Annotated in this window: 13 protein-coding genes; 9 read left to right on the top strand and 4 right to left on the bottom strand. The window is 59.1% G+C overall.

The window, feature by feature from the left end; translation table 11 throughout:
* Positions 1-17: 17 nt before the first annotated feature.
* Positions 18-1,712, bottom strand: coding sequence for a lactate permease LctP family transporter (locus ACYP2Q_RS19555; protein WP_459732037.1), 1,695 nt, complete (start codon positions 1,710-1,712; stop codon positions 18-20).
* Positions 1,713-1,975: 263 nt separating this feature from the next.
* Here ACYP2Q_RS19555 and ACYP2Q_RS19550 point away from each other — a divergent pair, with 263 nt between their 5' ends.
* Positions 1,976-2,743, top strand: coding sequence for a GntR family transcriptional regulator (locus ACYP2Q_RS19550; RefSeq protein WP_459732036.1), 768 nt, complete (start codon positions 1,976-1,978; stop codon positions 2,741-2,743).
* A gap of 142 nt (positions 2,744-2,885) precedes the next feature.
* On the opposite strand, the gene smpB is transcribed toward ACYP2Q_RS19550, so the two are convergent.
* Positions 2,886-3,368 (bottom strand): SsrA-binding protein SmpB, encoded by a 483-nt coding sequence (smpB, locus tag ACYP2Q_RS19545; RefSeq protein ID WP_008057382.1) that lies wholly within the window; start codon positions 3,366-3,368, stop codon positions 2,886-2,888.
* Positions 3,369-3,486: 118 nt separating this feature from the next.
* On the opposite strand from smpB, the gene ACYP2Q_RS19540 reads away from it, so the two are divergent.
* From ACYP2Q_RS19540 to ACYP2Q_RS19530, 3 genes are read left to right on the top strand one after another with little or no spacing between them, the layout of a single operon-like run.
* Complete coding sequence (locus ACYP2Q_RS19540) at positions 3,487-4,890, top strand: sodium-dependent transporter (RefSeq protein ID WP_459732034.1); 1,404 nt, start codon at positions 3,487-3,489, stop codon at positions 4,888-4,890.
* Positions 4,891-4,897: 7 nt separating this feature from the next.
* Positions 4,898-5,332: a type II toxin-antitoxin system RatA family toxin gene (locus ACYP2Q_RS19535; RefSeq protein WP_459732033.1), complete on the top strand. Its 435-nt coding sequence runs from the start codon at positions 4,898-4,900 to the stop codon at positions 5,330-5,332.
* Positions 5,325-5,639 carry an RnfH family protein gene (locus ACYP2Q_RS19530; RefSeq protein ID WP_459732032.1) on the top strand — a complete coding sequence of 105 codons (315 nt, stop codon included), beginning with the start codon at positions 5,325-5,327 and terminating at the stop codon, positions 5,637-5,639. The genes ACYP2Q_RS19535 and ACYP2Q_RS19530 overlap by 8 nt, the downstream gene beginning before the upstream one ends.
* A 60-nt stretch (positions 5,640-5,699) precedes the next feature.
* Here the strand turns inward: ACYP2Q_RS19530 and ACYP2Q_RS19525 are convergent, their stop codons facing one another.
* Complete coding sequence (locus ACYP2Q_RS19525) at positions 5,700-6,227, bottom strand: outer membrane protein assembly factor BamE (RefSeq protein ID WP_459732030.1); 528 nt, start codon at positions 6,225-6,227, stop codon at positions 5,700-5,702.
* A 97-nt stretch (positions 6,228-6,324) separates the two neighbouring features.
* Between ACYP2Q_RS19525 and fur the strand changes: the two genes are divergently transcribed.
* On the top strand, positions 6,325-6,729 hold the full coding sequence (gene fur, locus ACYP2Q_RS19520) for a ferric iron uptake transcriptional regulator (RefSeq protein ID WP_003197684.1): 405 nt from the start codon (positions 6,325-6,327) through the stop codon (positions 6,727-6,729).
* A gap of 97 nt (positions 6,730-6,826) precedes the next feature.
* Here fur and recN read toward each other — a convergent pair whose 3' ends face one another.
* Positions 6,827-8,500 (bottom strand): DNA repair protein RecN, encoded by a 1,674-nt coding sequence (recN, locus tag ACYP2Q_RS19515; RefSeq protein WP_459732029.1) that lies wholly within the window; start codon positions 8,498-8,500, stop codon positions 6,827-6,829.
* A gap of 240 nt (positions 8,501-8,740) precedes the next feature.
* Here recN and grpE point away from each other — a divergent pair, with 240 nt between their 5' ends.
* The 4 genes from grpE (at position 8,741) to dapB (ending at position 13,560) form a co-directional block, all read left to right on the top strand.
* Positions 8,741-9,307 carry a nucleotide exchange factor GrpE gene (grpE, locus tag ACYP2Q_RS19510; protein ID WP_459732028.1) on the top strand — a complete coding sequence of 189 codons (567 nt, stop codon included), beginning with the start codon at positions 8,741-8,743 and terminating at the stop codon, positions 9,305-9,307.
* Between the two features lie 102 nt (positions 9,308-9,409).
* Complete coding sequence (dnaK, locus tag ACYP2Q_RS19505; protein ID WP_274074076.1) at positions 9,410-11,326, top strand: molecular chaperone DnaK; 1,917 nt, start codon at positions 9,410-9,412, stop codon at positions 11,324-11,326.
* A 295-nt stretch (positions 11,327-11,621) separates the two neighbouring features.
* Positions 11,622-12,746, top strand: coding sequence for a molecular chaperone DnaJ (gene dnaJ, locus ACYP2Q_RS19500; RefSeq protein ID WP_459732026.1), 1,125 nt, complete (start codon positions 11,622-11,624; stop codon positions 12,744-12,746).
* A gap of 10 nt (positions 12,747-12,756) precedes the next feature.
* Entirely contained in the window at positions 12,757-13,560 is an 804-nt protein-coding gene (gene dapB / locus ACYP2Q_RS19495; RefSeq protein WP_459732025.1) for a 4-hydroxy-tetrahydrodipicolinate reductase, read from the top strand.
* Positions 13,561-13,810 lie beyond the last annotated feature (250 nt).

Raw genomic sequence — 13,810 nt, 5'->3', positions numbered from 1 at the left:
CATGTCGCCTGTAGTACTTAGTGCACCAGCATGCCAGTGAACCAGTAGGCCTGGGCCAGGGTGATCAGGCCGACAATCGTTGCAAAGAACAGGCTGTGCTTGAGGGTGAAGCGGAACAGGTCCGATTCCTTGCCCACCAGCCCGGTCGCGGCGCAAGCCACGGCGATCGATTGTGGCGAGATCATCTTGCCGGTCACGCCGCCGCTGGTGTTCGCCGCCACCAGCAAGGTGTCGTTGACGCCGATCTGGTGGGCGGTGGTCGCCTGCAACGAACTGAACAGCGCGTTGGACGAGGTATCGGAGCCGGTCAGGAACACGCCCAGCCAGCCGAGGAACGGCGAGAAGAACGGGAAGGCTGCGCCCGTGCCGGCCAGGACCAACGCCATGGTCGACGACATGCCCGAGTAGTTGGTGACGAACGCGAAAGCCAGCACCATGCCGATGGACAGAATCGGCCAGCGCAGTTCGTAGAAGGTCTCTTTCAAAGTGGTCAGACCAGTTTTGAAGTTGATCTTCAAGACCAGCATCGAGATCAACGCCGAGAAGAAGATTGCGGTGCCGGTGGCGGAAATCGGGTCAAGCTTGAACACGGCGGGGAGGGCGGTCGGTGCTGCCACGATCGGTGCCACCTTGATCACCAACTGATCCAGGTGAGGGATGGCGAAGTTGAACACGAAGCTGAACATCGAGCCGCCGGCGGCAAACATCGCCTTGAACGGTTTGAGAGTCCAGATGGTCACCAGCACGGTCAGGATCAGGAACGGCGACCAGGCTTTGAAAATTTCCCCGAGGCTGTAAGGCGAAGCCACGGTGGTGCGCTTCTGGCCGAAACCGCCGACGCTGGCGCTGACCACGGAAGCCGACACGGCACCGGCGATGTGCTGGCCGGCGGCGCGTCTTGGCTGCCAGACCTTCAAGAACAGGGTCAGGGAAATCAGGCTGGCCAGGGCCGACGTGATGTCCGGCAGTTCCGGGCCGATGAAGTTGGAGGTGAAGTATTGGGTCACGGCGAAGCTCAAGCCGGCGACCAGCGCTGCCGGCCAGGTTTCGCGCACGCCGCGCAGGCCATCCATCATGAACACCAGCCAGAAGGGCACGAACAGCGACAGCAGCGGCAATTGGCGACCGGTCATGGCGCCGATCTTGAAAGCGTCGATGCCGGTCACTTGCCCGGCGACGATGATCGGGATGCCCAAGGCACCGAAGGCGACCGGAGCGGTGTTCGCGATCAGGCACAGGCCCGCGGCGTATAACGGGTTGAAGCCCAGCCCTACGAGCAGCGCGGCGGTGATCGCCACTGGTGCGCCAAAACCGGCCGCACCTTCGAGGAACGCACCGAAGCAGAAGCCGATCAGCAGCACCTGTAGGCGCTGGTCGTCGGTGATCGACAGCACCGAGCTGCGGATTACTTCGAACTGACCGCTCTTGACCGTCAGTTTGTAGAGGAATACCGCCGCCACGATGATCCAGGCGATCGGCCACAAGCCATAGGCAAAGCCATACCCGGCGGCGGCGAACGCCATGTCCACGGGCATCTTGAAGGCAAGGATTGCCACCAGGATCGACAAGGCCAGGGTGATGCTGCCGGCCACGTGTCCTTTGAGGCGGAACACGGCCAGGGCCAGGAAGAAAAACACGATGGGGATAACGGCTGCGAGTGCGGACAGGCCGAGGCTGCCGAGCGGGCTGTAGAGCTGTTGCCAGGTTTGCATATGGGGTGGCCCCTAATTGTTGTTGGTCAGGCACTGATCAGCGTTCTTGGATAATTGGTAATACCAATTTACAATCGCTGTTGGCTAGGGTAAAAGCCTTGTATGCGGTGTGTCAATTTGCCGCCCTAAAACTTTTGTCGTAGGCAGGGTTTTGCAGTGGATTTGGCCTGTTCGGGAAATGCTCGCTTTGCAGGTGCCTGTGCCGCATGGATAGGCCAGAATAGAGCCCCGGCGCACCGTCGGGATGGTGGAGAAATTGAGTTATGGCGTTTGATCAGATTCGGCAGCGCCGTCTGTCTGACGATATTGTCGAGCAGCTCGAGAGCATGATCCTCGAGGGCACGCTGAAGGCGGGTGAGCGCTTGCCGGCCGAACGCGCGTTGGCCGAGCAATTTGGCGTGTCTCGTCCTTCGCTGCGCGAAGCGATTCAGAAACTGACCGCCAAGGGCCTGCTGGTCAGTCGTCAGGGTGGCGGCAATTACGTGGTCGAGTCCCTGGGCACGACATTCAGTGACCCACTGTTGCATCTGCTGGAGAGCAACCCCGAAGCCCAGCGCGATCTTCTGGAGTTTCGCCACACGCTGGAAGCGTCGTGCGCTTATTATGCGGCGTTACGCGCCACCGACGTTGACCGCGAGCGGCTGACCGCAGCGTTTAATCAATTGCAGGACTGCTATTCGCGTCATGATGAAGTCAGTCGGGCGGAAGAGGGCGCGGCGGATGCCAGTTTTCATCTGGCGATTGCCGAAGCCAGTCATAACGCGGTGTTGCTGCACACCATTCGTGGCCTGTTCGACCTGCTCAAGCGCAACGTGGTCACCAACATCGGCGGCATGTACAAGCAGCGCACCGAAACCCGCGACATGCTGATTACGCAGCACCGGGAGTTGTATCAGGCGATTATCGAAGGCAGGGCGGAGCAGGCGCGGGAAGTCTCCAGTCGACACATCCTGTATGTGCAGGAGGTGCTGGAGGAGGTGCGCCAGGAAGTGCAGCGCGTGGCTCGGGCGGAGCGGCGCAAGGGGATGTAGTCAAGCGGTTTTGTATCGTTTGTGCGATTGCATTCGCGAGCAAGCCCGCTCCCACATTAGATCGGCGCAGGGCATGAATTTATGTCCATGCACGGTCGTGTGGGAGCGGGCTTGCTCGCGAAAGCGGTCTTAAGGCAAAAAATTAATCTTCCTTGCCCTTGTTGCGCACCGCACGCTGCAATTCACGCCCGGCGTCGCGTTCGCGCTCGGTATCGCGCTTGTCGTATTCCTTCTTGCCCTTGCCCAGAGCAATCTCGCACTTGACCATGTGCTTGCTCCAATACCAGGACAGGCACACGCAGGCGTAGCCTTTTTGCTGCACGGCAGCGGCGAGCTTTTCCAGCTCCCGCCGGTTGAGCAGCAACTTTCGCGTGCGCACCGGATCGGCGATGACGTGGGTGCTGGCGGTCGTCAGGGGCGTGATGTGACTGCCAAGCAGCCAGGCTTCGCCATCCTTGAGCAGTACGTAACTGTCAACCAGTTGCAACTTGCTTGCCCGCAGACTTTTTACTTCCCAGCCGGCCAGGACCAGACCAGCCTCGAACCGATGTTCGATGAAGTAATCGTGTCGCGCCTTTTTATTTTGCGCGATGGTCCCTGTTGGGTGTTTCTTCTGTTTAGCCATAGGGGCGGCATTATAGGGAGTTGCGCGCGAGTCGGCTACGGTGTTGCTGCGTGCTTGAGCAGGTTGATTGAATCCCGGACAATGCGGCCTCTTTTTTGAACGCTTGGTCGTAATAACGATGTCGACAGACAAGGTTTCTGTCCACGGCAGTTGGGCTAGCCGCTGGGTCTTCATACTCGCCGCGACCGGTTCGGCCGTGGGCCTGGGTAGTATCTGGAAATTCCCCTACATGGTCGGGGTGTATGGCGGCGGGGCCTTCGTGCTGATGTTCCTGGCCTGTATCGCGTTGATCGGTGTGCCGGTCATGCTCGCCGAAACCCTGATCGGCCGGCGCGCCCGGCAGAGTCCGGCCAATGCCTTGAAGGTGCTGGCGCTGGAAGCGGGGCATTCGAGCAAATGGTCTTGGGGTGCTTTTGCCGGGATGATCACGGCGTTGCTCATCCTGTCTTTTTATAGTGTGGTCGGCGGCTGGTCGCTGGATTACATCATCGACATGGGGCGTGGCGACTTCCAGGGGGCGACGTCCGACCAGGTGGGGGCGTACTTCGGCAATGTGATTGCCGATCCATGGCGCCTGACACTTTGGCACACGATTTTCATGCTGCTATCGGCGGTCGTCATCGCCAAGGGCGTGGTCGCAGGGCTTGAGCGCAGTCTGCGGATCATGATGCCGCTGCTGTTCGTGATGATCCTTGTGCTGTTGGGCTACAGCATGACCACCGGGCATTTCATGGAAGGCGTACATTTCATGTTCGACTTCCATCCGGAAAAAGTCCTCGACGGCTTGCTGCCGGCCATGGGGCATGCCTTCTTTTCCCTGAGCGTCGGGGTCGGTTCGATCATGATCTACGGCGCCTACATGCCCAAGCATTCGTCGATTTCCGGAACCGTCGTCGGTGTGGCGTTGCTGGATACGTTTGTGTCCCTGGTGGCCGGCCTGGCATTGTTTCCGATTGTGTTCGCCGGTGGCCTGAACCCGAGCGAAGGCCCTGGCCTGATGTTTGTCAGCCTGCCATTTGCCTTTGGCAACGTAGCGTTTGGCCAGTTGATGGGCGTAGTGTTCTTCGTGCTGGTCGCGATTGCAGCCTGGAGTTCGGCCATATCCTTGCTCGAGCCCATGGTGGCTTACCTGGTCGAGCGCTCGAAAATCAGTCGGGCCTGGGTCACCTTCTGGCTGGCGTTCACCTGCTGGTTTGTCGGTCTGGGCACCGTGTTTTCCTTCAATATCTGGAAGGAAGCCAAGTTTTTCGTGAACGAAGGCGGGCTGTTTCACCTCTATCAATGGGGGGCGGCGGGTGGCCTGGACTTCTTCGGCGTGATCGATTTCTTCACCTCGCGAATCATGCTGCCGCTGGGTGGATTGTGTTTCGTGGTTTTTGCAGGCTGGATAATGGGGCGTGACGCAGTGCGTGACGAGCTGTCGATGCGTAACCCCATGTTGTTTTCCCTGTCCTTGTTCTTGATGCGCTATGTGGCGCCCATCGGCATTCTCGTAGTGTTTGCCGCCCAGCTCTGGAAGTGACGCTGACATGACGACACACATTTCACGTTCGGCCTTGCTGCCGTACCCCGCGCAAGCGCTGTATGACCTGGTCAACGACGTGGCGCGTTACCCGGAATTCCTGCCCTGGTGCTCAACGGCCGAAGTCCTGGAAAGCTCTGCCGACCATATGCGCGCCAGCGTTGGCGTGGCCAAGGGCGGGCTCAGCCAGCATTTCGTGACGCGCAACATCCTGGTGCCTGGTCAGTCGATCGAGATGAATCTCGAAGAGGGGCCGTTCACTCAGTTGCATGGGGTGTGGGTGTTCAAGCCGTTGGGCGAGAAGGCCTGCAAGATCAGCCTGGACCTGTCGTTCGATTACGCAGGCCCGATCATTCGCGCGACCCTGGGGCCTTTGTTCAATCAGGCGGCCAATACGCTGGTGGACGCGTTCTGCCAACGCGCCAAGCAAATGCATGGTTGAGGCCATGATCGAGGTCGAGGTGGTCTATGCCGCCGTTGATCGTCAGGTGCTCCTGCTGGTGAAGGTGCCGGCAGGCACATCCGTTCGCGCAGCCTTGCTGATGTCCGGTGTGGGTCAACCTTTTCCGGAGCTGGACCTGGCGCAGTGTCCGGTAGGGATCTTTGGCAAGGTGGTTGTCGATGCCGAGAGTCGTCCGGTTCAACCAGGGGATCGCATCGAGGTTTACCGGCCCTTGCTGGCGGATCCGAAGGAGGTACGTCGACTGCGTGCGGCCAAGGCTGCCGAGGCCAAGGCGCGAAACCAGTGAGCCAGGTAAACGCCAGGCATTAAAAAAACCCGGGCATGCCGGGTTTTTTTACGTCGCAAATTATTGCGGCGAGGTGTCCAGGGGTTCTGGAGTTGGAACGGGTACGGTTTCGACACCGTCCACTTCCTTCTGGATCTGATCGAGCAACGAACCTGGCTTGACCGGTTTTTCCGGTTTCGGTTGTTCGACTTTCTCTGCCGGTGCAGTGACGGTAGGAGCACTGTCCTTGCCCAGAATGGCTTCGTCGCGGCTCATGCCAGGCATGAAATCGCCAGAGAGGCTGACAAGCTGGTCATTTGGGTTGAAGATAACGCTAATGCGTTCCTGTTGGCGTTCACCGCCACCCGGTTGCAGGCTATACAAGTAATCCCAGCGATCGGCATGGAACGTATCAGTCAGCAGGGGGTTACCCATGATAAACCGTACTTGCTTTCGGGTCATTCCCGGGCGTAACTGGTCTATCATGTCCTGCGTGACGACATTGCCCTGCTGGATGTCGATTTTGTAAACCCCGGGGAATGAACAACCGGCGAGTGCGAGCAGTCCCACAAAGGTGAAACTGGTTAGCAAGAGCTTGGTGTTTTGCATCGGTGGGCGACTTCCACTATCTTGGCTGGGACAACGTAAACGCCGATCATACCCGCATTAAGAGAAGCTGCGAAGCAGCATCGCGAGAAAGCTGACCATGGTTGAAAATAGCGAACTACGCAAAGCCGGCCTCAAAGTGACCCTGCCACGGGTCAAGATTCTGCAAATGCTCGACTCTGCCGAGCAGCGCCACATGAGTGCCGAGGATGTCTACAAGGCATTGATGGAGGCTGGCGAGGACGTCGGTCTGGCCACGGTTTACCGTGTACTGACCCAGTTCGAGGCAGCTGGACTTGTGGTGCGGCACAACTTCGACGGAGGCCACGCGGTCTTCGAACTGGACGACGGCAAGCATCACGACCACATGGTCAACGTCGAAACCAGCGAAGTGATCGAATTCTTCGACGAAGAAATCGAGCGCCTGCAGAAAGCCATCGTCGACAAGTACGGTTTCGAGATGGTTGATCACAATCTTGTGTTGTACGTGCGCAAGAAAAAGTAAGCCTGTCGCGCGAACCTCAGGTTCGCAAAACGAGCGAAGGCGACCCCAGGGTCGCCTTCGTGCTTTCTGCTGCTTGTGCAGGTTTGCATAGGGCGCTTTAGATTTTTGCGGTGACGACCATTTTCTTGGCGTGGGCCAGGGATTCCTTGGTCAGATCGATGCCACCCAGCATCCGTGCCACTTCTTCGACGCGATCGTTTTTGCTTAGTTTGGATACGGCCGTGCGGGTGGCATCCTCGCCACGCACCTTATGCACAAATAAATGCTGATGCCCCTGTGCCGCCACCTGCGGCAAGTGCGTGACTGTCAGCACTTGTCCACGCTCGCCGAGACGGCGCAGCAACTGGCCAACGATTTCGGCGGTAGGGCCGCCGATGCCCACGTCCACTTCGTCGAACACCAGGGTCGGTACGCGGGAGGTTTGTGCGGTAATGACCTGGATGGCCAGGCTGATTCGCGACAGTTCGCCACCCGATGCTACTTTCGCCAGCGCTTTCAACGGCTGCCCCGGGTTCGCGCTGACCAATAGTTCTACCTGTTCGAGTCCGTTCGGCAGCAATTCATTGCTGCTGTTGGGTCGCAGCTCGATGGCAAAGCGCCCCCCGGGCATGCCCAGGCGCTGGATCTCCTGTTCCACCGCGCTGGCCAGGCTGCTGGAGGCCTGGTGGCGCAGGTCGCTCAGCTCTCGAGCCTTCTCCTGGTAATGACGGGCATAAGATGCCAGCTCATCACTCAGTCGCTCTATGGATTCATCGTTGGCGTTCAGGGTTTCGATTTCATCCAGTAACCGCTGCTGCATCTCTGCGACCTCGGTCGGCTGGATGCGGTGCTTGCGCGCCATGGTGTAGATCGCGTCGAGGCGTTCTTCCAGGTATTGAAGGCGCGCCGGGTCTGCGTCGAAGTTATCTAGGAAGCGGTTCAGCTCTCCCACGGCTTCTTCAACCTGGATCTGCGCGCTGGTCAGCAGGCTGCTGGCTTCGCCCAGTGCGCCAATCGAGCTGTTCACGCTCGACAGGCGATTAAGGCTTGCCGTCAGGGCGTTCAGGACATTGCCGGAATCACTCTCGCTGCATTGTTCGACCACTTGCCGGCAGATGCCCAGCAAGGTTTCCGCGTTTGTCAGATTCTTGTGTTCCTGTTCCAGCTCTTCCAACTCGTTGTCGCCCAGGCCAAGGTTTTCCAGTTCTTCAAGCTGATAGCTGAGCAACTGATGGCGAGCGCGCTGCTCATCGCCGGAGTTGGACAGTCGCTCAAGCTCCTGGTGAGTCTGGCGCCAGCGCTGGGCGGCAAGCTGTACCTGGCGGGCAAGGTCCGTAGCGCCGGCGTATTCGTCGAGCAGACGCCGATGGGTATCGGTCTTGAGCAGGGACTGGTGTTCGTGCTGGCTGTGGATATCAATCAACAGCTCACCCAGGGCTTTGAGATCGCCCAGCGGGCACGGCGTGCCGTTGATGTAGCCGCGCGAGCGCCCTTCGGCGGTGATGACCCGGCGCAAGATGCACGGGCCATCGTTTTCGAGGTCGCGCTCGGTGAGCCAGGCGCTGGCTTCCGGGATGTCGGCCAGGTCAAAGGTGGCCAGGATGTCGGCCTTGTCTGCGCCGGGGCGGACCACGCCGCTGTCGGCTCGATCGCCGAGGGTCAGGCCCAGGGCGTCGAGCATGATTGACTTGCCGGCGCCGGTTTCCCCTGTGATCACGCTCATTCCTCGATCGAGTTCAAGATCGAGATGTTCAACGATGGCGTAGTTATGTACGGACAGGTGCACCAGCATGAAGGCCGCTCCCAGGCTTTAGGTCTGGTTATTTATACAGTGTTTTGTTTCTGGCTGACAATGCCCTCTGTTAGCTCGTTTCGCTTGAGCCGACGAAATCCTTAGTGCGCTTGGGAATGACAATGCAGAGCTTTTTGTAGGGTTAATCGCATCAGGCCCCTTGAAGCCGGATTTTGCGGCCCCATATAGCAGGGCAGAAGCGCGAGTAGAGCTCGCGGACGATATTGAAAGGAGAATTCTATGGCTGACGAACAGACAGTGGATACGCAAAATCTAGACGCCGACCAGGCTTCCCAGGCTTCGGGTGATGACCTGGCGGCTCGTGTACAAGTGCTCGAAGAGCAACTGGCAGGTGCGCAGGATCAGGCTTTGCGTGTAGCCGCCGATCTGCAGAACGTCCGCCGTCGCGCCGAGCAGGATGTAGAAAAGGCTCACAAGTTCGCGCTGGAAAAATTCGCTGGCGACCTGCTGCCGATCATCGACAGCCTGGAGCGCGGCCTGGAGTTGTCCAGCCCGGATGATGAAAGCATCCGTCCGATGCGCGAAGGGATCGAGCTGACCCTGAAAATGTTCCAGGACACCCTGAAGCGTTATCAGCTGGAAGCGATCGATCCGCAGGGCGAACCGTTCAACGCCGTTCTTCATCAGGCAATGGCCATGCAGGAAAGCGCCGACCTCGAGCCGAACAGCGTTCTGAAGGTGTTCCAGAAGGGCTATCAGCTCAATGGTCGCCTGCTGCGCCCGGCCATGGTCGTGGTCAGCAAGGCCCCTGCGCCAGTTTCGCCTTCGATTGACGAGCAGGCTTGAAATTAGCCGCAAGGCCCCCATTTAGAAGTCAAGCGTTTAAGTGCTACCGCAGTTAGCCACCACTGCTGCGGCAACCAAATCCAAAGTTTCGGGAGAGTGAACATGGGCAAAATTATCGGTATCGACCTGGGGACTACCAACTCCTGCGTCTCCGTGCTGGAAAACGGCAAGGCCAAAGTTATTGAAAACGCCGAAGGCGCGCGTACCACGCCGTCGATCATCGCGTACGCCAATGATGGCGAAATCCTGGTAGGCCAGTCCGCCAAGCGTCAGGCCGTGACCAACCCGCACAACACCCTGTATGCGGTGAAGCGTCTGATCGGTCGTCGTTTCGAAGAAGAAGTGGTACAGAAAGACATCCAGATGGTCCCTTACAAGATCGTCAAGGCTGACAACAACGACGCCTGGGTTGAAGTGAATGGCCAGAAAATGGCGCCGCCACAAATCTCGGCTGAAATTCTGAAAAAAATGAAGAAGACCGCCGAAGACTATCTCGGCGAGCCTGTGACCGAAGCGGTGATCACCGTTCCGGCCTACTTCAACGACAGCCAGCGTCAAGCGACCAAAGACGCCGGCCGCATCGCCGGTCTGGACGTAAAACGTATCATCAACGAACCAACCGCGGCTGCTCTGGCCTACGGTATGGACAAGGCCAAGGGCGATCACACCGTGATCGTTTATGACCTGGGTGGCGGTACCTTCGACGTTTCCGTGATCGAGATCGCTGAAGTCGATGGCGAGCACCAGTTCGAAGTGTTGGCCACCAACGGCGACACCTTCCTGGGTGGTGAAGACTTCGACATTCGTCTGATCGACTACCTCGTCGACGAATTCAAGAAAGAAAGCGGCATGAACCTCAAGGGTGACCCGCTGGCGATGCAGCGCCTGAAAGAAGCCGCTGAGAAAGCCAAGATCGAGCTGTCTTCCGCTCAGTCGACCGACGTCAACCTGCCGTACATCACTGCAGACGCGACCGGTCCCAAGCACCTGAACGTGAAGATCTCCCGCGCCAAGCTGGAATCGCTGGTGGAAGACCTGGTTCAACGCACCATCGAGCCTTGCCGCATTGCGCTGAAAGACTCCGGTATCGAGATCGGTGCGATCAACGACGTGATCCTGGTCGGCGGTCAGACCCGTATGCCACTGGTTCAGAAACTGGTGACCGAGTTCTTCGGTAAAGAAGCACGTAAAGACGTCAACCCGGACGAAGCTGTAGCCATGGGTGCTGCCATCCAGGGTGCGGTACTGGCCGGTGACGTGAAAGACGTTCTGCTGCTGGACGTCAGCCCGCTGACCCTGGGCATCGAAACCATGGGTGGCGTGATGACCGCGCTGATCGAGAAAAACACCACGATTCCGACCAAGAAATCGCAAGTGTTCTCGACTGCCGACGACAACCAGGGCGCCGTGACCATTCACGTGCTGCAAGGTGAGCGTAAGCAGGCTGCACAGAACAAGTCCCTGGGCAAGTTCGACCTGGCCGAGATTCCACCAGCACCACGTGGCGTGCCACAAATCGAAGTGACCTTCGACATCGACGCCAACGGCATCCTGCACGTAGGCGCCAAGGACAAGGCCACCGGCAAGACTCAGTCGATCGTGATCAAGGCCAACTCCGGCCTGTCCGACGAAGAGATCGAGCGCATGGTGCGTGATGCCGAGGCCAACGCCGAGGAAGACCGCAAGTTCGAAGAGCTGGCCGCTGCCCGTAACCAGGGCGATGCACTGGTTCACTCGACGCGCAAAATGGTTGCCGATGCTGGCGACAAGGTAAGCGCTGAAGAGAAGACTGCGATCGAAGCTGCCGTGGTTGCCCTGGAAGCCGCCGTGAAAGGCGACGACAAGGCCGCTATCGAAGCCAAGGTTGAAGAGCTGTCGAAAGTCTCCGCTCCAGTGGCGCAGAAGATGTACGCCGAACAGGCTCAGCCAGCTGAAGGCGCTGCACCGCAAGGTGAGTCGGCCGAGAAGGCTGACGACGTGGTCGACGCTGAGTTCGAAGAAGTCAAAGACCACAAGTAAGTTGTTGGTCGGCCGGTTGACTGCCTTGCGGCGGTGACTGGTAGGATGTCGCCGCGCGGGAGCTTGCTCCCGCGTTGGCGTATCTGGAATACGCGAATTTTTACAGCATGCGACAACGTTCGAATGTTGGTGGTATGGCCGGAAATGCTCCTGCTTTTCGCGCCGCAAGTACCGCAAGAATCAAAGACCAGGATCGTTGAATTGACGTGAGTTGGGTCCGGGCCTGTATTGGGGCTCAACGAGTTCGGCAGACTCAGGAGGGTTTTGTCGAACGTCCTCAAGAGTGCAGAGACTTATGGCAAAGCGTGACTATTACGAAGTATTGGGTGTTGAGCGAGGCTCAAGCGAGGCGGACCTGAAAAAGGCCTACCGTCGCCTGGCGATGAAGCACCACCCGGACCGTAATCCTGATGACAAGGCATCGGAAGAGATGTTCAAGGAGGCCAATGAGGCCTACGAAGTGCTGTCCGATTCCAGCAAGCGTGCGGCGTACGACCAGTACGGCCATGCTGGTGTCGACCCGAGCATGGGTGGCGGCGGTGCCGGTTTCGGCGGTCAGAACTTCTCCGACATCTTCGGCGATGTCTTCAGCGACTTTTTCGGTGGCGGTCGCGGGGGTTCCCGTGGCGGTGCCCAGCGCGGCAGTGACTTGCGCTACACCCTGGAGCTGAACCTGGAAGAAGCGGTGCGCGGCACGACCGTGAATATCCGCGTTCCGACGCTGGTTAACTGCAAGCCGTGCGACGGCTCGGGTGCCAAGAAAGGCTCTTCGCCGGTCACCTGCCCGACCTGTGGCGGTATTGGCCAGGTACGCATGCAGCAGGGCTTCTTCTCGGTGCAGCAAACCTGCCCGCGTTGCCATGGCCAGGGCAAGATCATTTCCGACCCGTGCGACTCCTGTCACGGCGAAGGTCGTGTCGAAGAGTACAAGACCCTGTCGGTGAAAGTGCCGGCCGGTGTCGATACCGGTGACCGCATTCGCTTGTCGGGCGAAGGCGAGGCGGGCGCCATGGGCGGGCCGACCGGCGATCTGTACGTGGTGATCAACGTGCGCGAGCACTCGATCTTCCAGCGTGACGGCAAGCACCTGTTCTGTGAAGTGCCGATCAGCTTCGTCGATGCGGCGCTGGGTGGCGAGCTGGAGATTCCGACCCTCGATGGTCGGGTGAAACTGAAAATCCCTGAAGGGACTCAGACCGGCAAGCAGTTCCGCGTGCGTGGCAAGGGCGTTGCGCCAGTGCGTGGTGGCGGCGCCGGTGACTTGATGTGCCGTGTGGCGGTCGAGACCCCGGTCAACCTGAGCCGTCGCCAGCGTGAAATGCTCGAAGAGTTCCGCAACTCCCTGGCGGACGACAACAGTCATTCACCGAAAACCACAGGCTGGTTCGAAGGCGTGAAGCGCTTCTTCGGCGATTTGTAAGGAGACAGGCATGCGACGTATAGCTGTGATGGGCGCCGCCGGGCGCATGGGCAAAACCCTGATCGAAGCCGTGCAACAAGCACCGGGTGCCGGCCTGACGGCGGCAGTGGATCGTCCTGACAGTACGCTGGTCGGCGCGGACGCTGGCGAGCTGGCTGCCATCGGTCGCATCGGCGTGCCGCTGTCGGGTGATCTGGATCGTGTGGTCGATGAGTTCGACGTGCTGATCGACTTCACCCACCCGACGGTGACCCTGAAGAACCTCGCCTTCTGCCGTAAGCACAACAAGGCGATGATCATCGGCACGACCGGCTTCAGCGTTGAAGAGAAGCAGTTGCTGGCGGAGGCGGGCAAGGACATACCGATCGTCTTCGCGGCCAACTTCAGCGTCGGCGTGAACCTGTGCCTGAAGCTGCTCGACACCGCTGCTCGGGTGCTGGGTGACGATGTCGATATCGAAATCACCGAAGCTCACCATCGGCATAAAGTCGATGCGCCGTCCGGTACCGCCGTGCGCATGGGCGAAGTGATTGCCGATGCCCTGGGTCGCGACCTGAAGAAAGTCGCGGTTTACGGTCGTGAGGGTCAGACCGGCGCTCGCGAGCGCGAGACGATCGGTTTTGCTACTGTTCGCGCTGGCGACATCGTCGGTGATCACACTGTGCTGTTCGCCGCTGACGGTGAGCGTGTCGAGATCACCCACAAGGCCTCCAGTCGCATGACCTTCGCCAAGGGCGCGGTCCGTGCCGCTTTGTGGCTGGATGGGCGCGAGCCTGGTCTTTATGACATGCAAGACGTGCTCGACCTGCGTTAAGATGCACCCGAAATCGGGCTCGCGCACAGCGTTTGAGCCCGGTTTTATCCCGCCAAGCGACGTCCTGTCGCATTCTCCAGCCTTTAAGGCTCATTGGCGGTAGACCAAAAATGCCTTTTTCTGTAAGCTACAGCTTTAGTGTGTCCACTAAAAGCGCGCAGAATAATTCAGTGAAGAAGCGGGGTGACGTGTCCATACGTCACTCCGCTTTTTTACAACCTGCGATCGCCCTTTCAGGCTTTATTTACGG

This window comes from Pseudomonas sp. MHK4 (genome assembly GCF_054600775.1).
The sequence above is the reverse complement of the archived record's forward strand: the minus strand, read 5'-3'. Positions and strand labels throughout refer to the sequence as shown.

Excerpts from the sequence above, each read along its gene's own strand:
- ACYP2Q_RS19555 (WP_459732037.1), bottom strand. The coding sequence starts at position 1,712 with ATGCAAACCTGGCAACAGCTCTACAGCCCGCTCGGCAGCCTCGGCCTG.
- grpE (WP_459732028.1), top strand. The coding sequence starts at position 8,741 with ATGGCTGACGAACAGACAGTGGATACGCAAAATCTAGACGCCGACCAG.
- dnaK (WP_274074076.1), top strand. The coding sequence starts at position 9,410 with ATGGGCAAAATTATCGGTATCGACCTGGGGACTACCAACTCCTGCGTC.
- dnaJ (WP_459732026.1), top strand. The coding sequence starts at position 11,622 with ATGGCAAAGCGTGACTATTACGAAGTATTGGGTGTTGAGCGAGGCTCA.
- ACYP2Q_RS19525 (WP_459732030.1), bottom strand. The coding sequence starts at position 6,227 with ATGCAAAACACCAAGCTCTTGCTAACCAGTTTCACCTTTGTGGGACTG.
- recN (WP_459732029.1), bottom strand. The coding sequence starts at position 8,500 with ATGCTGGTGCACCTGTCCGTACATAACTACGCCATCGTTGAACATCTC.
- smpB (WP_008057382.1), bottom strand. The coding sequence starts at position 3,368 with ATGGCTAAACAGAAGAAACACCCAACAGGGACCATCGCGCAAAATAAA.
- fur (WP_003197684.1), top strand. The coding sequence starts at position 6,325 with ATGGTTGAAAATAGCGAACTACGCAAAGCCGGCCTCAAAGTGACCCTG.
- ACYP2Q_RS19530 (WP_459732032.1), top strand. The coding sequence starts at position 5,325 with ATGGTTGAGGCCATGATCGAGGTCGAGGTGGTCTATGCCGCCGTTGAT.
- dapB (WP_459732025.1), top strand. The coding sequence starts at position 12,757 with ATGCGACGTATAGCTGTGATGGGCGCCGCCGGGCGCATGGGCAAAACC.
- ACYP2Q_RS19550 (WP_459732036.1), top strand. The coding sequence starts at position 1,976 with ATGGCGTTTGATCAGATTCGGCAGCGCCGTCTGTCTGACGATATTGTC.
- ACYP2Q_RS19535 (WP_459732033.1), top strand. The coding sequence starts at position 4,898 with ATGACGACACACATTTCACGTTCGGCCTTGCTGCCGTACCCCGCGCAA.
- ACYP2Q_RS19540 (WP_459732034.1), top strand. The coding sequence starts at position 3,487 with ATGTCGACAGACAAGGTTTCTGTCCACGGCAGTTGGGCTAGCCGCTGG.